General features: G+C 62.3%; 16 protein-coding genes. 10 read left to right on the top strand and 6 right to left on the bottom strand.

The genetic code is table 11. The features are described 5' to 3' along the window. The first annotated feature begins 4 nt into the window (after nt 1–4). Nucleotides 5–1,696, top strand: a complete 1,692-nt coding sequence (gene dld, locus AB1E34_RS23320) for a D-lactate dehydrogenase (protein WP_372574705.1) — start codon at nt 5–7, stop codon at nt 1,694–1,696. 15 nt (nt 1,697–1,711) lie between these two features. Here dld and AB1E34_RS23315 read toward each other — a convergent pair whose 3' ends face one another. From AB1E34_RS23315 to AB1E34_RS23300, 4 genes are read right to left on the bottom strand one after another with little or no spacing between them, the layout of a single operon-like run. Beyond that, nucleotides 1,712–2,866 (bottom strand): ABC transporter permease, encoded by a 1,155-nt coding sequence (locus AB1E34_RS23315; protein ID WP_372574704.1) that lies wholly within the window; start codon nt 2,864–2,866, stop codon nt 1,712–1,714. Continuing rightward, the gene (locus AB1E34_RS23310; RefSeq protein WP_372574703.1) at nt 2,863–3,891 is read right to left on the bottom strand and encodes an ABC transporter permease; all 1,029 of its coding nucleotides are present in this window, start codon (nt 3,889–3,891) and stop codon (nt 2,863–2,865) included. The genes AB1E34_RS23315 and AB1E34_RS23310 overlap by 4 nt, the downstream gene beginning before the upstream one ends. A 13-nt stretch (nt 3,892–3,904) precedes the next feature. After that, nucleotides 3,905–5,821 (bottom strand): ABC transporter substrate-binding protein, encoded by a 1,917-nt coding sequence (locus tag AB1E34_RS23305; protein ID WP_372574702.1) that lies wholly within the window; start codon nt 5,819–5,821, stop codon nt 3,905–3,907. Continuing rightward, nucleotides 5,814–7,586 (bottom strand): ABC transporter ATP-binding protein, encoded by a 1,773-nt coding sequence (locus AB1E34_RS23300; RefSeq protein WP_372574701.1) that lies wholly within the window; start codon nt 7,584–7,586, stop codon nt 5,814–5,816. Before AB1E34_RS23300 ends, AB1E34_RS23305 begins: the two co-directional genes overlap by 8 nt. 232 nt (nt 7,587–7,818) lie before the next feature. Between AB1E34_RS23300 and AB1E34_RS23295 the strand changes: the two genes are divergently transcribed. The 7 genes from AB1E34_RS23295 (at nt 7,819) to AB1E34_RS23265 (ending at nt 15,900) form a co-directional block, all read left to right on the top strand. Continuing rightward, nucleotides 7,819–8,319, top strand: a complete 501-nt coding sequence (locus AB1E34_RS23295) for a class I SAM-dependent methyltransferase (RefSeq protein ID WP_372574700.1) — start codon at nt 7,819–7,821, stop codon at nt 8,317–8,319. Nucleotides 8,320–8,349: 30 nt separating this feature from the next. Then, a complete protein-coding gene (locus tag AB1E34_RS23290) occupies nt 8,350–8,979 on the top strand; it encodes a glutathione S-transferase family protein (protein ID WP_372574699.1) in 630 nt (209 codons plus the stop codon). Between the two features lie 110 nt (nt 8,980–9,089). After that, on the top strand, nt 9,090–11,492 hold the full coding sequence (locus AB1E34_RS23285) for a GcvT family protein (RefSeq protein ID WP_372574698.1): 2,403 nt from the start codon (nt 9,090–9,092) through the stop codon (nt 11,490–11,492). Next, nucleotides 11,489–13,003 carry a trimethylamine methyltransferase family protein gene (locus AB1E34_RS23280; RefSeq protein WP_372574697.1) on the top strand — a complete coding sequence of 505 codons (1,515 nt, stop codon included), beginning with the start codon at nt 11,489–11,491 and terminating at the stop codon, nt 13,001–13,003. The genes AB1E34_RS23285 and AB1E34_RS23280 overlap by 4 nt, the downstream gene beginning before the upstream one ends. 9 nt (nt 13,004–13,012) lie before the next feature. Continuing rightward, complete coding sequence (locus AB1E34_RS23275) at nt 13,013–13,687, top strand: TetR/AcrR family transcriptional regulator (protein ID WP_372574696.1); 675 nt, start codon at nt 13,013–13,015, stop codon at nt 13,685–13,687. After that, complete coding sequence (locus AB1E34_RS23270) at nt 13,684–14,988, top strand: NAD(P)/FAD-dependent oxidoreductase (RefSeq protein WP_372574695.1); 1,305 nt, start codon at nt 13,684–13,686, stop codon at nt 14,986–14,988. The genes AB1E34_RS23275 and AB1E34_RS23270 overlap by 4 nt, the downstream gene beginning before the upstream one ends. Nucleotides 14,989–15,108: 120 nt before the next feature. Next, a complete protein-coding gene (locus AB1E34_RS23265; protein WP_372574694.1) occupies nt 15,109–15,900 on the top strand; it encodes a hypothetical protein in 792 nt (263 codons plus the stop codon). Here the strand turns inward: AB1E34_RS23265 and AB1E34_RS23260 are convergent. Further along, nucleotides 15,807–19,241: an indolepyruvate ferredoxin oxidoreductase family protein gene (locus AB1E34_RS23260; RefSeq protein ID WP_372574693.1), complete on the bottom strand. Its 3,435-nt coding sequence runs from the start codon at nt 19,239–19,241 to the stop codon at nt 15,807–15,809. The genes AB1E34_RS23265 and AB1E34_RS23260 overlap by 94 nt on opposite strands. A gap of 146 nt (nt 19,242–19,387) precedes the next feature. On the opposite strand from AB1E34_RS23260, the gene AB1E34_RS23255 reads away from it, so the two are divergent. Continuing rightward, entirely contained in the window at nt 19,388–19,843 is a 456-nt protein-coding gene (locus AB1E34_RS23255) for an Lrp/AsnC family transcriptional regulator (RefSeq protein WP_372574724.1), read from the top strand. 3 nt (nt 19,844–19,846) lie between these two features. On the opposite strand, the gene AB1E34_RS23250 is transcribed toward AB1E34_RS23255, so the two are convergent. After that, complete coding sequence (locus tag AB1E34_RS23250) at nt 19,847–20,236, bottom strand: DUF3307 domain-containing protein (RefSeq protein ID WP_372574692.1); 390 nt, start codon at nt 20,234–20,236, stop codon at nt 19,847–19,849. A 225-nt stretch (nt 20,237–20,461) separates the two neighbouring features. Here AB1E34_RS23250 and AB1E34_RS23245 point away from each other — a divergent pair, with 225 nt between their 5' ends. Then, nucleotides 20,462–23,446, top strand: coding sequence for an ABC transporter transmembrane domain-containing protein (locus AB1E34_RS23245; RefSeq protein ID WP_372574723.1), 2,985 nt, complete (start codon nt 20,462–20,464; stop codon nt 23,444–23,446). Nucleotides 23,447–23,492: the final 46 nt, after the last annotated feature.

Genomic DNA, 23,492 nt, shown 5'->3' with positions numbered 1-23,492 from the left:
TGACATGGACGACGCAACCCTTATCTCTGCCTTCCGCGACATTGTCGGGCGACGCCATGTGCTGACCGATGCGCGGGCAACCGAGCGGTTCCGCAAAGGGTTCCGCTCGGGCGAGGGCGAGGCGCTCTGCGTCGTTCAGCCCGGCACCCTGCTGGAGCAATGGAAGGTCCTGCAGGACTGTGTGGCCGCCGACAAGATCGTCATCATGCAGGCGGCCAATACCGGCCTGACCGAAGGCTCCACCCCCTCGGGCAGCTATGATCGCGATGTGGTGCTGATCAACACCCGCCGCATGGACCGGATCGAGGTGCTGGGGAAGGGCGAACAGGTTGTCGGTTTTCCTGGCTCGACGCTGTTCAAGCTGGAAAAGCTGCTAGACCCGCTGGGGCGCGAGCCGCATTCGGTGATCGGGTCGTCCTGCATTGGGGCCTCGATCGTGGGCGGGGTGTGCAACAATTCCGGCGGCTCGCTGGTTGAACGTGGCCCGTCTTACACCGAAATGTCGCTCTTTGCGCAGATCGATGCGCAAGGACAGCTGAGCCTTGTGAACCATCTGGGCATCGATCTGGGTGAGACACCGGAAGAGATTCTGACAAGACTTGAAACCGGCGACTTTGACCATGACCCTGCGGCGAGCAATCGCAAAGCCTCGGCCTCGGACTATGCCGATCAGGTGCGCAAGGTAGATGCCGACACGCCTGCGCGTTTCAACGCCGACAAGCGCCGCCTCTATGAGGCATCAGGTTGCGCAGGTAAGCTGGGTGTTTTCGCCGTGCGGCTGGACACCTATGCCAAGCCCGAGCGGCAAAAGACCTTCTATATCGGCACCAATGACGTTGCCGATCTGACCGAACTGCGCCGCCACATGCTGGCTGAGTTCGACACCTTGCCCGTTTCTGCCGAATACATGGAGCGTGAGGCGTTCGACATCACCGCCCGTTACGGCAAGGACACGGTGATGATGATCGACTGGCTGGGCACCGATCTGCTGCCCACCTTCTTTGCGCTCAAAGGCGCGGTGGACGCGCGACTGCGAAATGTGCCCGGCCTGTCCAATTTCACTGACCGGTTCATGCAGTTGATGGGGCGCTTAACGCCGCAAGTGCTGCCCAAACGCATCCGGGGCTTCCGCGACCGCTATCGCCACCACCTGATCCTGAAGATGCGTGATGAGGGTATCGATGAGGCCGCAAGCTTCCTGACCTCGTTTTTTGTCGGGCGCGACGGAGGTTTCTTTGAATGCACCGATCGCGAAGCCAAGCTCGCGGCCCTGCAACGCTTCGCTGCTGCTGGGGCCGCGGTGCGGTACATGGCAATTCACAAGAATGACGTTGCTGATATCATCCCGCTCGACATCGCGCTGCGCCGCAATGACCGCGACTGGTATGAACGCCTCCCGCCAGAGATCGAAGAGCTACTGGTGGCCAAGCTCTACTATGGCCACTTCATGTGCCACGTGCTGCATCAGGATTACATCGTGCGCAAAGGGGCTGACGCCAAGGCGCTCAAGGCGCGGATGCTGGACATCCTCGATCAGCGTGGCGCGGAATACCCGGCCGAGCATAACGTGGGTCATCTCTATCCTGCCAAGCCCGACCTGGCCGAGTTCTACAAATGCTGCGACCCGACCAATTCGTTCAACCCCGGCATCGGAAAGATGTCTAAATCCCGCAACTATGCCGAAGGAGCGGTCTGAGGCGCGCGGCCTTCCCTATTGCTGATAGGGGTCCAGACTGTCCCGCAGCCCGTCGCCGAGGAAGTTGAAGGCCAGCACCACGACAATGATCGGCAGCATCGGGATGGCTGTCCAGGGATAGATCTCGATCGAGGCAAGGTTCTGCGCGTCGTTCAGCATCACACCCCAACTGACCGCCGGTGCGCGTAGCCCGAGGCCGAGGAAACTCAGCGCGGTTTCCCCAAGGATCATGGCCGGGATCGACAGCGTGGCCGAGGCGATCAGATGTGACATGAAATTGGGCAGCAGGTGCTTGCGGATCACCCGTCCAGACCCGGCACCCATCATTTCAGCCGCGCGGACATATTCCTCTTCGCGTAAGGACAGGAATTTCGCGCGCACGGCACGCGCCAGTCCGGGCCAGTCGAGAATGCCCAGAATGATCGAAATGACAAAGAACACCGCCACCGGTGACCAGTTCGACGGCACCGCTGCCGACAGCGCCAGCCACAACGGCAGTTCGGGCAGCGAACGCAAAATCTCGATCACCCGGTTGATGATCCAGTCGGTCCGGCCGCCGAAATACCCCGCGATCGACCCAAAAAGGATGCCCAGAGTAAACGACACGGTAATGCCGATCAGGCCCACGGTGAGCGACAATTGCGCGCCGTAAAGGATACGGCTGAACACGTCGCGGCCCAGCCGGTCCGAGCCCCAGAGGAACACGGTCGCGCCTTCCGGTGCGCAGAATAGGTGGGTCTCGGACGGGATGAACCCTGCCAGCTTGTAGTCATCGCCCTTGCAGAAGAACCGCAGCTTCTGCGGATTGCTGGTGTCGGGGATGAACTTCCACTGGAAGGTCTCCAGATCCGGCTCGGCCGTGATCGGATAGATGAACGGCCCCTTGAATTCCCCCTCATGGAAGAAATGCACCGCCTGTGGCGGGGCATAGAGGTGGTCGCCATTGCGCTCGTTCGGCGTATAAGGTGCGATGAAGCCCGCGAAAGGCAGCATCAGATAGCTCAGCAGCAGGAAGATGCCCGAGAACAGCCCCAGCTTATGGGTCTTGAACTTGCGCCAGACCAGCACCCAGTTCGGTGCGTCCAGATCGCGCCGCTCCAGCTGTTGCAGCGAGGCTTCGGGATCATACGGCGCGTCGTCGACATAACGACCGTCGGGCAGTTTGGTCATGTCTCGCGCCCCTCATAGCGAATACGGGGATCGAGCAGCACCAGCAGCACATCCGAGATCATCGTGCCCACCAGCGTCAGCAGCGCCACGAACATCAGGATGAAACCCGACAGGAACAGATCCTGCGTTTTCAGAGCGGTCAGCAGGCTGGGGCCGATGGTCTGTAGCCCCAGCACGACCGAGACCAGTACCGAGCCCGACACCATCGAGGGCAGCAGATTGCCGATATCGGCCACAAACGGGTTGAAGGCCACGCGCAGAGGGTATTTGGTCAGCATCCGCGTGGGCGACATCCCCTTTGCGATGGCTGTCTCGACATAAGGCTTGCCGAGCTCATCCAGCATGTTGGCGCGCAACCGCTGCATCATCGCCGAAGCGCCCGAGGTGCCGATCACGAAGGTCGGCACGATCAGGTGGATCAGGATGGATTTGGCCTTTTCCCAGCTCATCGGCAGCCCTTCAAAGCCGGGGTCCATCAGCCCGCCAATCGGTAGGTCAAACAGCTTGTGACCGTAATAGAACATGATCAGCGCCAGCAGAAAGTTCGGCGTGGCAAGGCCCAGATAACCGATGAAGGCGGAACTGTAATCGACCCAGGTGCGCGACCGCGCCGCGGCCAGAACGCCTAGTGGCAGGGCCACGAGATAGACGAACAGAACAGCGGCCAGATTAACCAGCACGGTCAGCCACAGGCTTTCGCCGACGATTTCCGAAACCGGGCGGTCGAACTCGAAGGACCAGCCGAAATTGCCCTGAATCAGCCCGGAAAACCCGTGCGGGCCGGGCAGGAACCCCATCCAGATCATGTATTGCTGCCAGAGCGGCCGGTCGAGCGCATATTCCTTGCGCAGAAACTCGGCCTTGGCCACGCCCGCCGACTGGCCCGAGGCCTGCAATTCCGCGATCTGATTGCTCAGGTAATCGCCCGGCGGCAGATTGATAATGGCGAAGACCAGCACCGACACCACAAGCAGCGTGAGCAGCATCGTGATGAAGCGATAGATCGCATAGCGCAGGATGACCATTCAAGTGTCCCCGTCACTCGGCAAAAAAGAACTCGTCCATCCGGTGCACGCCGAAATGCGCGCCAGGGTCCCAGGCCCACATCCCCTTTTCGGGCACATTGCGCAGCTTGTTCGAGACCACGACCGGCTGCGGAGCGCCTGCCAGAATACCGATGCCATAAAGCTGGTCGGCATGGATGGCCAGCATTTCCCGCCAGGCGGCTTCGCGTGCCTCAGGCGTTGCGGCCTCGTCCCAGTCATGCAGCAGCTCCATCAGGCGCTGCGCCTCGGGCAGGTCGGGGGCTTCGCCCACCTCGCCGCTGGTCTGGTAATACTGACCCCATTTCGGCCAGGCCAGGAACACCTGATCGGTGGGGGCAAGGTACGCGGGCGAGGTATATTCGCGCGGCAAGCCGTTATCCCAGCCATACCAGACCGAGGCCATGGAACTGCCCGCAAAGACCCGGTTGCGCAGGATGTCGCGATCCAGCGGGCGCATCACCAGCTTGACCCCGATTTCGCGCCAGGTATCGGTCACGATCTGCAAGGCATTCTCGACCTCCTGCCGCTCACCGGCGGTTTCGATGATGAACTCCATCGGGCGCCCGTCGGGCAGCAGCCGCGTTCCGTCCGGCGCGCGCTGGTCCAGCCCGGCCTCGTCCAGCAGGCGGTTGGCCTGTTCGGGGTCGAACTGCGACCACGCATCCCGGTTGCCTTCCTCGAAGAAAGGGCTTTCCGGCAGCACTGTCATCGAGCCGGGCTTGGCCAGCTTGAAATAAAGCGCCTGATTGATCGTGTTCCGGTCGATGCCCATCGACAGCGCGCGGCGCACCCGTGCATCGCGCAGCACCTCGCGCCAGACATCGTCCTCGTAGTTCAGGTTGGGATAGATTGCGATCTGCGAGGCGACGCCGGTGCTCCAAAGTTGTGTTTTGTATCCCCCTTCTGCCTCTCCTTTTTTGAGGATCGACGCGTCGCGGAAGTCCAACCCGCGCGCTTGCAGGTCCGACTCGCCCGCGTTCGACTTGGCGGCGACCAGACCGGGGGCCACGATCTCCATCTCGACCACGTCGATATAGGGCAGCTGCACGCCGTTGCTGTCGATGCGGTGATAGTAGGGGTTGCGCACGAAATTGTGCCGGATCTTCTTGCCCGAGCTTGCGTTCACCCAGGGCTGCAGGGTGGGCAGCTTGTGATTGTCAAACTTGTAGAGATTGTCGAGCTTGTTGTGCAGCGAGGCCCAGCTTTTGACCCGCTGATCCTCAACCTGTGCGGCCAGCTTCTCGGAATCGGCATAGTCGCCGTGATACTCTTTCAGGAACTCCGAGGGGCGATAGATGAAGGGCGGGCGGGCCTGCGCCAGCGCCTGCAGGAAATCGGGATTGGGCGTATTCCACTCATAGATGATGGTCTGCTCATCGGGAAAACTCACCTTGGGCAACTCGCCTTCGACACGCAGGAAATCAGGAGGGCCCGAGGGGCTGAGCAGTTCGTTATTGGCCACATCCTCCCACCAGTAGCGGAAATCTTCCGAGGTGAAGGGCGACCCGTTGGACCATTTATGGCCGGGGCGCAGATGCAGCGTGTATTTGCGATTGCCCTCGTTTTCGAACGAGGCCAGCAGATCGGGCTGGATCTCGTAATTCTCGTCATAGCCCACCAGCCGCGCATAGCCGTAGACAACCATCTGCCGGATATCCTTGGAGCGGGTGATCATCGTGTTCAGCGTGCCGCCCTGGGTTCCGAATTCACGTCCCTTCGCCCCCAGATCGACAACGATCGGGTCAGCGGGCAGGCGTTCGTTGATCGGTGGCAGATGGCCCGCATCCACTTCGGACTTCCAGAACGCGCCCTCCTGCAGGTCGGGCAGCGTGGTCGCGCCGACCGGCAGCAGCCCGGCAAGAACCAGCGCGGGGGCAAGCAGAAAACGGCTGTAACGAGTGTCAAACATGGCAACGTACCTTATGGCCAGGCTCCAGTTCCACAAGCGACGGTATCACCCGTTCGGTGAAACGAAAGGCGTCGTCCCACTTTTCCGGTGAGCCTGCGCCCTGAGCCACGAGTTTCAGGTTTATGGGCCGGTCTATGTCAGGTTCCGGCTGCGCTGCGATCAGCGCTTTGGTATAGGGGTGTTTGGGGTTGTAAAACAATGTGTCAGGCGGGGCCTGTTCGACGACCAGCCCCTGGCGCATCACAGCCACCTCATCGGCGATCCGCGCCACCACCGCCAGATCATGCGAGATGAACAAGTAACTAAGGCCAAGACGCTCCTGCAATTCCTCCAGCAGGGTCAGGATCTGCTCCTGTACCGACACATCCAGCGCCGATGTCGGCTCGTCGCACACGATCAGCGACGGGTCCAGCATCATCGCCCGCGCCACCGACAACCGCTGGCGCTGGCCGCCGGAAAACGCGTGTGGATAGCGTTTGAGCATATCGGGGTTCAGCCCGACCCGGCACAGCATCTCTTCGGCCTTGTCGCGCTGTTCGGCGCGGGTGCCGATGCGGTGGATTTCCAGCGGTTCGGTCATCGCATCCTGCACCCGCATGCGCGGGCTGAGCGAGCTGTAGGGGTCCTGAAACACCATCTGCGCCTGCCGCTGGAACCGGGTGCGTTCGGCGCGGGACATGTTGTGGACCGCGATGGGCTCAGCGCCCGGTTGGGCGCGAAACAGAATCTCGCTGCCCGGATCGGGCAGTTCCGCCCCAAGCGCGATCCGCGCGGCGGTGGTCTTGCCCGAGCCGCTTTCGCCAACGATGGCCAGCGTCTTGCCGCGCGCCAGCTTCAGATCGACACCGCGGCAGGCATGGATCTTGATCGCCGGTTTCCAGCCCGACCCGGCACGCATCGTGTAGGTTTTCGAGACCTTGTTCATCTCAAGGATCAGATCGTCCTGTGGCATCGGCAGGCCAACAGTGTCGCGATCGGGGATTTCCGGCGCGGCGTTGAACAGCTGTTGCGTATAGGGATGCGCGGGGGCTTTCAGGACCGCAGCGGCGCTGCCCGCCTCCATCACCCGGCCCTTGTGCATCACCACGACCTGCTCGGCCATGTTGGCCACGACACCAAGATCATGGGTGACCAGGATCAGCGCCATGCCGGTCTCGCGCTGCAATTCCTTGATCAGCCCCAGCACCTGCGCCTGCGTGGTCACGTCCAGCGCGGTTGTCGGCTCATCCGCGATCAGCAGGTCGGGTTTTGCCACCATTGCCATCGCGATCATCGCGCGCTGGCGCATGCCGCCCGACAGCTCGAACGGATAGGACCGGTAGGCGCGCTCGGGATCGGGAAAGCCGACCCGCTCGAATTGCTGCAGAACCTGGCGTCGCGCGTCGCGCTCGCTGGCACCGCTATGCAGCCACAACACCTCGCTCACCTGATTGCCGATCCGGTGCAGCGGCGACAGCGATCGCATCGGTTCCTGAAAGATCATCGAGACACGATCGCCGCGAATGTCGCGCAGCTTGCGTTCGTTGAGCTCCGACAGAACCAGCGGCGCGCCGGCACCGCCCAGCGTGACCCGGCCGGAGGTGATCTGCGCCGTGCGCGGCAGGATGCGCAGCACCGCGCGGCACGAGATCGTCTTGCCGGAACCGGACTCCCCGACGAGCGCAAGCGTCTCGCCCTGGGCGACGCTGAAACTGACATTCTTCACAACCGGCTCGGCCCCGCCGAAACCGATGCTCAGATCGTCAACTGAAAGCAAAGGGGTCATTCAGCCGGTCCTGGAACCATGGCCTCGCCGAAACATGTTGATTTTTTCATCCCCGTATACATTTTGCGCCACTTTCGCTTGCCGGTGCCCATGTAGTCAAACCCGAATTTGTGACTGGACCTCACGAAAAGCGGAGCTTGGCCCAATCCACCCTACACAATCCGCCAGCGATTTGGCATCACCTGCACAACGCCGCGCTTATGTCGCCGCGATCGCTAACGGAGTATCCCGCGTGAGCCAGACCCAGACCCGACTTGATCTTTTCATCGACCGGATGGTCTCGCAACGGGCCTGTCTCGACCACGCGATTGCCCTGACCTCCGGCATGACCGGCCCGGTGTTCGAGCTTGGTCTCGGCAATGGCCGGACTTATCACCACATGGCGCAGCGGGTCAGCGACCGCGACATATACGTATTTGAACGCAACCCAGCGGCCCATCCGGATTCGACACCGCCCGAGGACCAACTGATCCTGGGCGATGTACGCGAGACCCTTCCGGCGGCGCTGAACCGCTTTGGGGCCACCGCAAGCCTGATCCACGCCGATCTGGGCGGGCATAACCGCGAAAAGAACGACGCTTTCGCCCGCTTCGTCTCGCCGCTGATCGAACCGCTTCTGGCATCGGCTGGGCTGATGGTGTCGAGCGACCGAATGTATTTCGAGGGCTTGAGCGAAGAACCACTGCCGCTCGAGGCCGTGCCCGGGCGCTGTTTCATCTACCGCGCACCCTGAGCGCCCATAAAGACAAAGAGGAGAGCCAGTATGATCTTTTATGATTGCAAGACTGCCCCCAGCCCGCGCCGGGCGCGGATTTTCATTGCCGAAAAGGGGATCGAGGTCGAAACCCGCGACGTGGCGCTGGGCGAGGGCGCACATCTGGCGCCAGAGTTCCGGGCCATCAACCCAAACGCCACCGTGCCGGTTCTGGTCACCGATGAGGGCGCGGTCCTGACCGAAAACCTCGGCATCGCCGCCTATCTCGAAGCCAAGTTTCCTGAGCGTCCCCTGATGGGGGAAACGCCCGACGAAAAGGGCCTTGTCCTGATGTGGAACGCGATCATGGAACAGCAGGGCGGCGCGCCGGTTGCCGAAGCGCTGCGCAACTCCAGCCCGCGCATGGAGGGTCGCGCCATCGTGGGCCCGGTGAACTTCCCGCAGATTCCGGAACTGGCGGAGCGGGGCAGGGTACGGGTCGGTCTGTTCTTCGACCTGCTCGAAAACCGCCTGTCCGAGGTGCCCTACCTTGCAGGGGACCGCTTCACGCTGCCCGATATCAGCGCGTTGGTGTTTGTCGAGTTCGCCCGCGCGATCCGCATGGCGGTTCCTGACGAAAACACCGCTACGGCAGATTGGTATGCCCGCGTAAAGGAACGCCCCAGCGCCTCTCTGTGAGCTCGCCAGGGCCAGCGAGCAGCATCATGTGAGCAGACTGTACAGAAATGTCTAGACAGAGGTGAACAGTCTGGCTAGCGTCTGATCCGACAGGTCCAAGGGAGGCTCGGATGAAGTCGCATTACCGCGTTGTCGTGATCGGTGGGGGCGTTGTCGGCGCCTCGGTTCTCTATCATCTGGCCAAGCTGGGCTGGTCTGACGTTTGCCTGATCGAACGCTCGGTCCTGACTGCCGGGTCAAGCTGGCATGCCGCGGGCGGCATCCACGCGCTGAACGCCGATCCCAATATCGCCTCCCTACAGGCCTATACGATCGACCTGCTGCCCGAGATCGAAAAGGAAAGCGGCCAGAATATCGGCCTGCATATGACCGGTGGGCTGACCATGGCCGGAACGCCTGACCGTTGGGAATGGCTGCAATCTGCCTATCGCGTGTTCCAATCCATCGGTATCGAGGATTGTCGCCTCGTCACCCCGGAAGAGGCGGGCGAGTTGAACCCGATCATGTCCACCGAGGGGCTGCTGGGCGGCATGTGGGCCGACCGCGAGGGCTATGTGGATACCACCGGCACCGTCCACGCCTATGCCGTCGCCGCCAAGAAACGCGGTGCCGAGGTGATCGAGCATAACCGGGTCATCGAACTGAACCAGACCGCCGATGGCTGGCAGGTGGTGACCGAGAAAGGCACCGTCACCTGCGAGCATGTGGTGAACGCGGGCGGCCTCTGGGCCAAGCAACTGGGCCGTATGGCAGGGATCGAACTACCGGTTGCGCCGCTCAAGCACCATTACCTGATCTCCGATACGATCCCGACGCTGGAAAAGCTGGATTTCGAAGTGCCGATGACAGTCGACCTCGAAGGGTTCACCTATCTGCGCCAGGACCAGAAAGGCGTGCTGCTGGGCATCTACGAGATCGACCACGAACACTGGGCCATGGATGGCGCGCCGTGGGAATACGGGATGGAGTTGTTCAATGAACAGACCGACCGGATCGAGAACGAGCTGATCCTCGGCTTCGAACGCTACCCCGATTTGCAGAATGTGGGCGTCAAGACATGGGTGAACGGCGCGTTTACTTTCTCGCCCGATGGTAACCCGCTGGTCGGCCCGGTGCCGGGCAAGCGCGGCTATTGGTGCGCCTGCGCCGTGATGGCCGGGTTCCTGCAAGGTGGCGGCGTCGGCAAGTCACTGGCCGAATGGATCATTCATGGCGAGCCCGAGGCCGATGTCTATGGCATGGATGTGGCCCGCTATGGCGATTTTGCCCAGAACAAACGCTATATTCGCGAAACCACGGGGCAGTTCTATTCCCGCCGCTTCGTGATGACCTATCCCAACGAACAGCTCCCCGCCGGACGGCCTTTGAAAACCTCGCCCGCCTATGACGCGATGACGCAGGCGGGGTGCAAATGGGGCGTCAGCTGGGATCTGGAAGTGCCGCTTTATTTTGCCCCCCAAGGGTTTGAAGAGACCCCGACGCTGAAGCGCTCGAACGCTTTCGACATCGTGGCCGAAGAATGTCGGGTGCTTCGCGACGGCGTGGGCCTGCTGGATATCACCGGATTTTCCCGGTTCGAGGTGACCGGGCCACGGGCCGAGGCTTGGCTTGATTCGCTGATGGCTTCGAAACTGCCCGCGCCGGGCCGCGCGAAACTGGCCCCGATGCTGAGCGAGACCGGCAAGCTCAAGGGCGATCTGACGGTGCTGAACTGGGGCGACGGCACCTGGTGGATCATGGGCAGCTACTACCTGCGCGCCTGGCATATGCGCTGGTTCAACGATCATATGGAAGATGGCGTCGCGGTCCGCGATCTGGGCGAAGACATCTGCGGCTTTGCGCTGGTCGGCCCGAAATCGCAGGCGGTGATCGAGCGGGTCGCCGAGCAGGACATCTCCGGGCTCAAATTCATGGGCTGCGGCAGCTATGATATCGGGATGCTGCGCACACGCGTGGCGCGCATGTCCGTGACCGGCGAGAAAGGCTATGAGATCAACTGCCGCTATGGCGATCATATCACCCTGCGCCAGATCCTGCTGGAAGCCGGAGCAGAGGAGGGCATCCGCGAGTGCGGCTTCAACGCGATGTCGTCGATGCGGCTGGAAAAGAGCTTTGGCATCTGGTCGGCGGAGTTCACCCAAGGGTATACGCCCGGTATGACCGGCATGGATCGCTGGATCGACTGGTCCAAGGACTTCGTCGGCAAGGCTGCGGCCGAAGCCGAGCGTGACGGCAATGGTCCGGCGCAGCTTCTGGTAACGCTGGAGATTGACGCGCAGGATGCCGATGCCAGCGGCTATGAGCCGATCTGGGCCGGTGGAGAGAAGGTCGGGTTTGTCACTTCGGGCGGCTATGGCCACACGATCGGCAAATCGCTGGCCATGGCGCTGGTGAACCGGGATCAGGCGGCGGTTGGCACAGATCTGTCGGTGCATGTGGTGGGTGTCGAACGCGCGGCGAAAGTTATCGCGCCCTCACCCTATGATCCCGATGGCAAGGCGATGCGATTATGATCCGGCGCGGGCGGCGGGCGCGGGCGAGCGAGACCCCGAAACGCAAGGTAGACTACCACAACCTGCGCAACCCGTTTCCACCGATGAACGCCTTCAGCGAGGACCGGATCGAGGCGCTGCATCAGGCCTCGCTGACGGTGCTGGAAGATATCGGCATCAAGGTTCTCCTGCCCGAAGCACGCAAGATCTTTGCCCAAGGCGGTGCGCGGGTCGAGGATGAGATGGTCTTCATAGGGCGCGACGTCGTCGAGGCGGCCATCGCCTCCGCCCCCAAATCGATCCTGATGAAGGGGGCAGTGCCGGAACGCGATATCACGCTGGAACTGGGACGGCTGGTCTTCCAGCCCGGCGCGGGCGCGCCCCATGCCACCGATCTGGTCCGGGGCCGCCGCCCCGGCACGATCCGCGACTTCCGCGAGTTGGTGCAGATCACGCAAAGATTCGACGTGCTGCATATGGTACCGCCGCTGGTCGAGGCGCAGGATGTGCCGGTCGAACTGCGCCACTACGCCATGACCGAGGCGGAACTGACGCTTAGCGACAAGGTGCCGTTTCTCTATTCCCGCGGCACACCGCAGGTGATGGACGGGTTCCAGATGATCCGTGACTTTCGCGGGCTCTCGGATGGCGAGTTTCAGGCGCAGCCCTGGTGTTATACGATCATCAACACCAACTCGCCGCGCGTGATCGACATGCCCATGGCGCAGGGGCTGATCGATTTTGCCCGCGCCGGGCAGATGTCCATCGTCACCCCCTTTACGCTGATGGGGGCGATGGCGCCGGTCACCGTGGCGGGCGCAATGACCCTCAGCCATGCCGAGGCGATGGCGGCGATCACGCTCGCGCAACTGGCCAAACCCGGCGCGCCGATCTGCTACGGCACGTTCACCAGCAACGTAGACATGAAATCCGGCGCGCCCGCCTTTGGCACGCCGGAACATTTCACCGCCTCGCTGGTGGCAGGTCAACTCGCCCGCAAGCTGGGCCTGCCCTGGCGCTGCGCGGGCGGCAGTGCCGCCAATACCAATGACGCGCAGGCCGCCAATGAAACGCAGTTTGCGCTGTGGGGCTGCCTGATGGCCGGTGCGACCGTGGTGATCCACTCTGCCGGCTGGCTGGAGGGCGGGCTGAGCGTGTCTTTCGAAAAGATCATCACCGATCTGGAAGTGCTGCAGATGGTGGCCGAACTCTGCGCCGGAACCCCCGCCAGTGATGCCGATATCGCGCTGGATGCGCTGCGCGAGGTTCAGCCCTCGGGCCATTTCTTTGGCGCCACGCACACGATGGAGCGCTACCAGACCCAGTTCTATGAGCCGCTGGTGGGCGACTGGTCGAATTTCGGCACCTGGACCGAGCGTGGCGAGGTCGATGCCAACAACCGCGCCACCGGTATCTGGCAGGGCATTGTCGAAAACAGTACCGCTCCGGCGCATGACCCCGACCGCATCGCGGGCCTGACCGAATTCATCGCGCGCCGCACCCAAGAGGGCGGTGCGGTACCGGAAAGCTGAGCGCCTGGCATGAATACGAAACCGATCCTGCACCGCGATGACCCCGAGGCCGAGCCTCTGGTCGGCAATATCAAGGTTACCCGAGACGACTGGCTGAACGTGGCCATGGATGTGCTGATCTCGGACGGTGTCGAACAGGTCAAGGTGATGAATCTGGCAGAACGGATGGGGGTCTCGCGTTCGTCCTTCTACTGGTACTTCAAATCCCGGCAGGACCTGCTGGACGCGCTGCTGGCGAAATGGCAGGCGACCAACACCGTCGCCCTGATCGCGCAGGCCGAGGCCCCGGCCAACACCATCACCGCCGCAGTCTGCAACGTGCATCGCTGCGTGGTGAATGCCGAGCTTTTCGATACCGCGCTGGATTTTGCCGTGCGCGACTGGGCCCGGCGCGAGGGCAAGGTGCGCCGCATGTTGGACCAGTCCGATGCCAGGCGCCTGGAAGCACTGCGCGCGATGTTCGCGCGGTTCGGCTATCAGGAACTGGAATCCGAGACCCGCGCGCGTGTCCTTTATTATATGCAGATCGGCTATGATCTGGCCCAGCTCAATGAACCGCAGGACATCCGGCTGTCGCTGGTGCCGCATTACCTTTTCGTCTTCACCGGCGTCGAACCTCAGCCCGAGGAAATTGAGGAATTCGCCGCCTATGCCCGCAGCTTCTGGAAGGAAGATCAGCCATGAGTAACCCTGACGCAATCATCATCGGAACCGGTGTCATCGGAGCGGCCATTGCCTTTGAGATGGCCAAGGCCGGGCGGAAGACGCTGTCATTGGACCGCAACGCACAGGTAGGCCATGGTTCGACCGCCGGGTCCTGCGCGATCATCCGGATGCACTATTCGACCTTCGACGGCACCGCTTTCGCTTGGGAAGGGTATCACTATTGGCGCGACTGGGCCGAGTATCTGGGCCTGCCCGCAGACGCCGAGCTGGCGCAATTCCGCGAAACCGGTTGCCTGGTGATGAAGACCGAAGCCAATGAGTTTCTGACCAAGCACATGAAGAACTCCACCGCGCTGAACTGCCCGTTCGAGGAACTGACGCCGGAGCAGATTGCCGACAAACTGCCCGTCTATGCGCTGGACAGCTATGCCCCCGCCAAACGCATGGACGATCCGAAATTTGGGCAACCCAACGGCGGGCACCTGAATGGCGGCGTGCTTTGGCCCAATGGCGGTTATGTCACCGACCCGGCGTTGTCGGCGCAAAACCTGATGCAGGCGGCGCGCCAGCACGGGGCCGAAGTCAGGACGGGTGCCGAGGTGGTCGAAATCCTGCAAGCAGGTGGCCGTGTGCAGGGCGTGAAACTGGCCAGCGGCGAAGAAATCCACGCGCCTGTTGTGATAAATGTGGCCGGGCCGGGGTCGGCGCTGATCAACGGCATGGCCGGGGTGCTGGATGACATGACCATCCAAACCCGTCCGCTGCGCCAAGAGGTGGTGCATGTGCCCAGCCCCGAAGGCTTCGATTTCGAGAATGACGGCCTGATCGTTTCGGATAGCGACATCTCCTGTTATTGCCGCCCCGAACACGGCAATCACATCCTGATCGGCTCGGAAGATCCCGAATGCGACCCGCATCAATGGTGCGAGGATGATACCCATTACGACACCAACTTCACCGATCAGTGGACCACCCAGGCGATGCGCTATGCGCAGCGCGTGCCCAGCCTTGGTATCCCTTCGCGGATGCGGGGGGTCGTGGACCTTTATGATGCCTCGACTGACTGGATTCCGATCTATGACCGGTCCAGCCTGCCGGGGTTCTACATGGCCTGCGGCAGCAGCGGCAATCAGTACAAGAACGCGCCGATTGCGGGCAAGATGATGACCGCGCTGATCGACTATTGCGAGGGCGGTGGGGATCATGATGCCAACCCGCTGCAATTCGAACTGCCTTATCTGGGCAAGCAGATCGACGTCGGCTTCTATTCCCGCAAGCGTCCCATCAACGAGGAAAGCAGCTTCTCGGTGCTGGGCTAGGCGGGGTCGGCCGGAACACGCCATTTCGGGCATTGAACGCAGCGGCATCGGTGATGCCGCTGGACCTCCTGCGGGTTCCGCCTATTTTCTGCGGTCAGGACATGACCCGGAGGGTGCCCCGTGCCAGAACCAGAGACCCGAGTGCTGATCCTGGGCAGCGCGCCCGATGCGGTTGCGGCGCGCAACTGGCCGAAAGCACCATTCACCCATATCGTGGCGATCAACAACGCCTGGCGGGTGCGGCCCGACTGGGACATCCTGATTCACCCCGAGGATTTTCCGCCAGCCAACCTGCCACCCGAGCACGCGCGCGGCCAGCAGATCGTGACCGCCGCCGATTACGTGCCCGCGCAGAACAGTTTTGGCGGGTTTGTCTTTGCAGGCGGCACCATGGCCTTCACGGCGGGATATTGGGCGCTGGCGGCGCTTCAGCCGTCGGTGATTGCCTATTTCGGCTGCGACATGGTCTATCCGGTCAGTGGCAAAACGCATTTCTACGGCACGGGCGCGCCCGATCCGCTGCGCGCGGACGTAACCCTGCGCTCGCTTGAGGCGAAATCGGCCCGCCTTGCGCTGTTTGCCGCGCGGCAATCCTGTCGGATGGTGCGTCTGTCGCAGGGGGAAAGCCGTCTGGTCGTGCCCTCGGTGCCGCGCTCCGGTCTGGATCGCGCTGCATTGCCCGACGCCGCGCAGATGTCAGGGGCATTGGCTGCCGAACACGCGCTGGGCTATGTCGTGCCTTCAGGCCGCTACTGGGAGAGCGAGCAGACCTTCGACCCTGCCGCCATAGATGCGGTTGACCGTCTGTGGCTTGAGGCTTATGCGCGCGCCACCTCAGCGCCAAGCGCTGACAGCTCTGCCGCCACCGACGCCCGGACCTCTGACGCGGCCTCGGCGCGTACCGGACCATAGCCGCGAATGTCATCGGGGGCGGCGAGTATCCGGCCCCAGCTTTCGCTGTGTTCCGGGTTGGGGTCCGCCATGGCCCGTTCGATCAACGCGTCATACCAGTCCAGCAGATCCCGATGCATCCGCGCTTCGTGATGGTAGCGGAACGGATTGAAAACCGACCCACGCAAACCCCGCGCCGCCGCCAGCCCGCGCAGCACCGGGCGCAGCCAGCGCCCGAAGGCCCTCTTCACCGGTCGCCCGCGCGCATCCTTTCGAAAACCCAGCAGAGGTGGGGCCATGTGATAGGTGATGCGATACTCGCCCTCAAACTGCCCGGCCAGCTCTGCGGAAAAGCGCGTGTCACTCATCAATCGCGCCACCTCGAATTCGTCCTTATAGGCCATCAGTTTGAAGAGGTTGCGGATCACGGCGCGATGCGTTGCCTCGGGCGCATCCGGCAGCGCCGCGCGAAACGCCGCGATCCGGGTGGAGTAACGCTGCGCATATCCCGCATCCTGATAATCGGTGAGGAAGCCCGCCCGACGCGCGATCATCTGCTCGATGGTTTCGTTGTCTGGCTGCGGGTCGTGATAGCCGTCCAGTCGTGATGGATCAGCGGCCATGCAGCGTCCGATGGCGAACGCCAGACGGTTGCGCTCAACCGCCACCCCGTTGAGCAGGATCGCCTGCGCCAGCGCGATACCCGAGACCGGCACCAGCCCGCGCTGCCAGGCAAAGCCCAGCAGGATCACATTGGCAAAGACCGTATCACCCAGCAGCGCTTCACTGGCCGCGTTAGCGTCGAACCCGGCCACATGTTCAGCGCCAACCGCCGCACGGATCGCCTCTTCCCGGGCATCGACCTTCAGGTGCGCATCGCGGCGCAGCACGATGTCGCCGGTGGGCATCTCGGCGCGGTTCAGTACCACCCGCGTCCCCGCGCGATAATGCGCCGAGGCTTTGGGCGCTGAACTCACCACGATGTCACAGCCGATCACCGCATCCGCCGCACCCTGATCAATGCGCACCTGATTCAGGTCATCGGGGCGGTCGGACAGCCGGATATAGCTGAGCACCGTGCCGAATTTCTGCGCAAACCCGGTGAAATCCAGCACCGAGGCAGCCTTGCCCTCCAGATGCGCGGCCATGGTGATCAGCGCGCCGACCGTCACCACACCGGTGCCGCCCACACCGGTGACCAGCAGATCATAGGGCCGGTCCAACGCGGGCAAATCCGGCACAGGCAGGCCCTGTTCCAGCCTGTTGAGGTCCAGCGTCACCGCGCGCTTGCGCCGTGTCGCGCCCTCGACCGTGACAAAGCTGGGGCAGAACCCGTTCAGGCAGGAGCAATCCTTGTTGCAGGAACTCAGATTGATCCGCCGCTTGCGCCCGAACGGCGTCTCTTTCGGCTCCACGCTCAGACAGTTGGATTCGACCGAACAATCGCCGCAGCCCTCGCAGACAAGATCGTTGATCCAGACGAAACGCTTGGGGTCCTCCATCTGGCCGCGCTTGCGGCGGCGGCGCTTCTCAGTGGCGCAGGTCTGTTCATAGATCAGGACCGTCACACCGGGAATGTCTCTTAATTCCCGCTGCACGCTGTCCAGCGCGCCGCGATCATGGAAGCTGGTGCCCGCCGGAAAATCGGCGCGGTTGAATTTCGCGATATCGTCCGAGGCGACGGCGATCCGCTCCACCCCTTCGGCGCGGCAGGTCTGGGCAATGCCTGCGACGCTGATCGGGCCATCCACCGGCTGCCCGCCAGTCATCGCCACCGCGTCATTGTAGAGGATTTTGTAGGTGATGTTGGTGCCCGTAGCGACCGCCTGCCGGATCGCGAGCGACCCGGAATGATACCATGTCCCCTCACCGAGATTTTGAAAGATATGCTTGCCGCCATTGAACTTTGACGCGCCCACATGGGGCACGCCCTCACCGCCCATCTGCGCATAGCCTGCCGTCTGCCGGTCCATCCAGCTTGCCATCACGTGACAACCGATGCCGCTGGCCGCCCTCGATCCTTCGGGGATCTTGGTCGAGCTGTTATGCGGGCAGCCGGAACAGAAATAGGGCGTGCGGGTCGCGCCCTCGACCTGGATCAGGGGCGGCGGTGTGGCGGTTAGGGCGCGGGCCTTGGCAGGCAGGTGCTCGTCTGGGAAAAACCGGTCCAGTCGCGCGGCTACGATGGGCACCAACATCAACGGGCTCAATTCTCCGGTCCAGGGGATCAGTGGTTCGCCGTGACTGTCATATTTGCCGACCATCTTTTGCGGCTTGTCGCCCGGCCAGTCATAGAAATACTCCTTGAACTGGCTCTCAATGATGCCGCGCTTTTCCTCGACCACCAGCACCTCGGCCTTGCCCCGCACAAAGCGCAGCGCGTTGCGGCGCGCCAGTGGCCAGACCATGCCGACCTTGTAGATATCGATACCCAGCCGGCGGCAGGCCGCCTCATCCAGCCCCAGAAGACGCAGCGCCTCCATCAGGTCCAGATGGCCCTTGCCGGTGGTGACAAACCCGAACCGCGCCTTCTCGATATCATAGATCCGCCGGTCAATCGGGTTGGCCTCGGCAAAGGCGCGCACGGCGCGCAGCTTGTGGCGGATGCGGATCTCGATCTCGGGCGAGGGCAGGTCGGCAAGGCGGATATGCAGCCCGCCTGCGGGCAGGTCGATCTGCGGCAGGGTGAAGCGCCGGTCGGGGTGCAGTGTGATCGAGCGCGCGCTTTCGACCGTTTCCGAGACCGCCTTGAACCCCACCCACGTCCCGGAAAACCGCGACAGGGTCAGGCCATATTCGCCAAACTCCAGGTATTCCGCGACCGAGGCCGGGTTCAGCACCGGCATGAACCAGCTCAGAAAGGCGGCATCCGATTGATGCGGCATCGAGGAACTGACGCAGCCATGATCATCCCCCGCCACCACCAGCACACCACCCTTGGGGGCCGACCCGTAAGCGTTGCCATGTTTCAGCGCGTCGCCCGACCGGTCCAGGCCCGGCCCTTTGCCGTACCACATGGAAAACACGCCCTCGACCTCGCAGGCCGGGTCCAGAACGGCCTGTTGCGCGCCCAGCACCGCCGTTGCGCCCAGATCCTCGTTCACGGCGGGCATGAAGGTGATGCGATCAGCCTCCAGTCGGGTTTGCACGCGCCAGAATTCCAGATCAAGCGCGCCCAGCGGCGAGCCGCGATAGCCCGAGACAAACCCGGCCGTGTTCAGCCCGGCAGCCCTGTCGCGGCGGGCCTGATCCATCATGACCCGCACCAGCGCCTGGGTTCCGGTCAGAAACACGCGACCCTCCGTCAGATCATAGCGATCCTGCAGGCGATAGGTTTGAAACTGCGTCTCGTGACGGGTCATTGGAAAGCCCTGCGGTCTGGTTGGGGTTGTTGAAAGGATAATCCGGCAGGGGCGGAAAGGGATTTCTGGCTGTGTTGAATTTTGCGGAGAATTGGGTAAGTTGACCAATAATTATGAATTTTTAGAAGAGATTGACCAAAGACAAGATGATCGATGACCGCGACCGCCAGATACTGACCCTGTTGCAGCAGGATTGCCGCATCTCGAATGCGGAGCTGGCCGAGGCGGTGGGCATGTCGGCCTCAGCCCTCTGGCGGCGGGTGCGGGCGCTGGAGGAGACCGGCGTGATCGATCGCTATGGCGCTGTGGTGAACCCCGAGGCGATGGGGCTGGGCTTTGAGGCGATCGTGCATGTACACCTGACGCGGCACGATCCGGAAAAGATCATCGAATTCATCCGCGCCGTCGAAACCAGCGCAGCAGTGCAGGAATGTTATGCCACAACCGGGCAGGCGGACTATCACCTGCGCGTGCTGACACGCGATCTGGCCGCCTATAACCGCTTTCTGGATGAATTCCTGTTCCGCCTTCCCGCAGTCTCCAGCGCGCAAACCAATGTGGTGCTGCGGACGATCAAGCGGGATAGGCCGATCACGGCGTGACCGTCAGGTGGCGAAGGTCAGCCAGGCCCAGACCATGGCCACATAGGTCATCTGGTGCAGGAACTGGTCGAACCCCACCGCATGCCAATAGCGCGCCTGATTGGGCTGCAACTCCATCTTGTCGGAATAATGCGCCTTGCCGTAATCGATGTTGAAATGGATGAACCATTCCAGCGCGATCAGCAGCAACAGAAATCCGATGGGAGTTCCCACAATCAGCAGCACGATGGCCGAACCAACCGCATGCACACCGGCATGAAGGGCGCGTCCCATGTGCCAATACTCTCCGCGTCCGGAGAGCATCATGGGTGTTTGCAGGAAGTAGTCGGCGAACATGTGTTTGATCTGAAACAGAAAAAACAGCAAGATCACCGTGCCGACAGTGACGGACAAAAATGCCTCCCAGACTTACGCTTATCGCAGATTACGGGTAAATTTCAGCGGCTGTAAGTGAACTTCTTCACATTAATAGCAGAAAAATCCGTGCTATTCCATTTGCCTGTGACAATCCGCGCGGGCTACGCTGTTGCTGTGGTAGCATGGTTAAGACGCTATATTTCAGCGGCATAGCTCGAATAAATCGGGGCGGGGAACATCGAACGGACGCTTTTTCAGTTCATCTGGAAATACTCAAAGCGCGACCAGCTTATTCTGCTGGCGGTGACCTCGACGCTGTTCCCGGTGCTTTATCTGACACTGGAATTGCCAAAACGGATCATCAACGACGCCATCGGCGCCGCCAACCCGGTGATCCAGGTCTGGGGCATGACATTCGAGCAGGTGACCTATCTGGGCATCTTATGCGTCGCGTTCCTGCTGGCGGTTCTGGGGCACGGGTTGCTCAAGATGCGCATCAACACCATGAAAGGTGTGCTGAGCGAGCGGATGTTGCGCCGCTTCCGGTATCAGCTGATCGCGCGCGTGCTGCGCTTTCCGCAGCCCTATTTCGAACGTGTCAGCCAGGGTGAACTGGTCTCGATGGTCACCGCCGAAAGCGAGCCGATGGGCGGGCTGATGGGCGATGCGATCAGCCAGCCGGTGTTGCAGGCGGGGCAGATGCTGACGATCCTGTCATTCCTGTTTCTGCAAAGCGTCTGGTTCGGGCTGGCGGCGGTTGCGTTGATCCCGCTGCAGGCCTGGTTGATCCCCAAGCTGCAGCGCCAGGTCAACCTGCTGAACAAGACCCGGATTCAAGAGGTGCGCGTACTGGCCGCCCAGATCGGCGAAAGCGCCGCGGGCGCCTCGACCCTGCGGGCCAATGGTGGCTGGCGTCACCGCATGGCGCTGGTGACCCAGCAGCTGGGTCGCCTATTCGAAATCCGCTTCCAGATCTACCAGAAAAAGTTCTTCATGAAGTTCCTCAACAACTTCATTTCGCAACTGACGCCGTTTCTGTTCTATTCCGTCGGGGGCTATCTGGTGCTGCAGGGCGCGGTCTCGCTCGGGGCGCTGGTGGCGGCGCTGGCGGCCTACAAGGACCTGTCGAGCCCGTGGAAAGAACTGCTGGCCTATTACAACCAGACGCAGGACATGTCGCTGCGCTGGGACGTGATCCTGGAACGTTTCGCTCCCGCCGGGATGGTCGATGAAAAGCTGTTTGACGGCGACCCCGAGGAGCGTCCGCACCTGAGCGGCGATATCGTTCTGGATCATGTCTCGGTCCGGGACGCGGATGGCAATCTGGTGCTGGATGATCTGGACGTTACCCTGCAGGCGGGGGGCGTGATCGGCATCGCCGTGCCCAGCGAAGAGGATCGCCGCGCGCTTTCGGCTTTGCTGACCCGCGAGCTGCTGCCCGCCAGCGGCAAGGTCATCGTTTCGGGTCATGACCTGTCCTCGCTGCATCAGGCAGTGCTGGCGGCCCGGATCGGCCATGCCACGTCGCGCCCGGTGATGTTTCAGGGCACCTTCGGCGACAACGTGATGATGCCGATGCGGTTTCGCCCCAATGGCACGCCCGGCGACGATGCCGAACGCAAAGAGGCGATCCGCGCTGGTAACAGTGCCGATTCCTATTCTGCCGACTGGCTTGATCCGGGGTTGGCGGGGCTGGAGGACGCCAAGGCGCTGCGGGCCTGGTGGTTGCGGTTGATCGAAGGGCTGGGCTCTGGAGCGGCGTTGTTTCGGCGCGGAACCGAACAGCGGTTCGAGCCCCTGCTGCATCCGGAACTTGCGACACGGCTGGTTGCGTTGCGCCCGAAAGTGCAAGAGGCGGTGCAGGCGGCGGGCTTGGCAGAGCAGGCCTATCTGATCAATCCCGACCTCTATAACCCGGCGCTTCCCGTTGCTGAAAACCTGTTATTTGCGACTGCGCGGGTTCCTGTCACCCGCGATCTTCTCGCCGGTCAGGCCGAGTTTCTGGGCCAGCTGCGGCAGTTGGGGCTGGACAAGACGCTGGTCAATCTGACCCAGGATGTGATCGACATGCTGCGCCAGATCTTTGGCCTGGACGGCACTGATCACCCGCTGTTCCGCAAGCTCGGTCTGGACCCCAAGACCTACGAGTCGGCCATCGAGCTGATCGAAAAGACCCGCGAGAACGGCCACGCGCTAAGCGATGCCGAACTGGCCAACCTGCTGGCGGTGCCCTTTGCGATCTCGGCCGATCAGATCGGCCCGGCCTTTTCCGAAGAGCTCAAGGCGCGCATTCTGGAACTGCGCCACTCTCATTCCCAGGAGCTGATGCGCTGTATCGGCGATGTCTTCACCCCGCTTGATCCGGCGACCTTTGCGCCCGGCCTGACGGTTCTGGAAAACGCGCTGTTCGGCAAGGTCAGCCAGATGGGCGGCACCAAGGCGGATGAGCTGCGCAAGCTGGTGGCCGGTGTGCTGATCGACAGTGACGTGCAGCCTCTGGTGGTCGAGCTGATCTATGACATGCCGGTCACGCTTGGCGGGCAGAACCTCTCGGCCACCTATGCCGAGCCGCTGGCCTTCACCCGCGCCACCATCAAGAAACCCGATATCCTGATCCTGGATCAGGCGCTGGCCAGCTACGACATGACCACCCAGATCGCGGTCTACCAGAACCTGCGCGCGCTGCTGCCCGATACCACGGTCATCTATATCAATGACGGGTTCGAGACGCCGGATGTCTTTGACCAGTATATCGAGGTGAAGCAGGGCCGCATCGTCAGCGAAGAGGCCGATGATCTGATTGCCGAAGACGGCGTGTCCTCGGCCGACCTGACCCGCAAGCTGCGGGCGCTGGAACAGACGCCGCTGTTCTCGGGGCTGGACCGCAGCCAACTGCGCCTGCTGGCCTTTGGCGCGCGCTGGTACAATGCGGGGGCCGGGGATGTGGTGTTCCTCAAGGATGATGAACCGACCGACGGCGCCTATGTGATGATCGAGGGCGATGCCGGGCTCTACCTGCCCAAACCCGGTGACGAAGCGGACGAGTTGATCCTCACCGTCGGCCCCGGCGCGCTGGTGGGCGAGCTGGGCCTGATCCGCAAGGAACCACGCGCGCTGAGCATGGTGGCCGAAAGTGACATCACCTGCCTGCGCATCGGCGAAGAGGAATTCCTGGCCGTGGTCGAACACGACGCCGCCGTGGCCTATAAGCTGCTTCAGGTGGTTGCGGGGTACGTATCGAACTAGGCATCTTGGCGAGCGGCCCTGGTGTCGCGATCTTAGGTTCAGGATC

It is taken from the genome of Ruegeria jejuensis, from assembly GCF_041537905.1.
Classification (GTDB): Bacteria; Pseudomonadota; Alphaproteobacteria; order Rhodobacterales; family Rhodobacteraceae; genus Ruegeria_C.
This window is presented reverse-complemented; position numbering and strand designations above follow the sequence as displayed.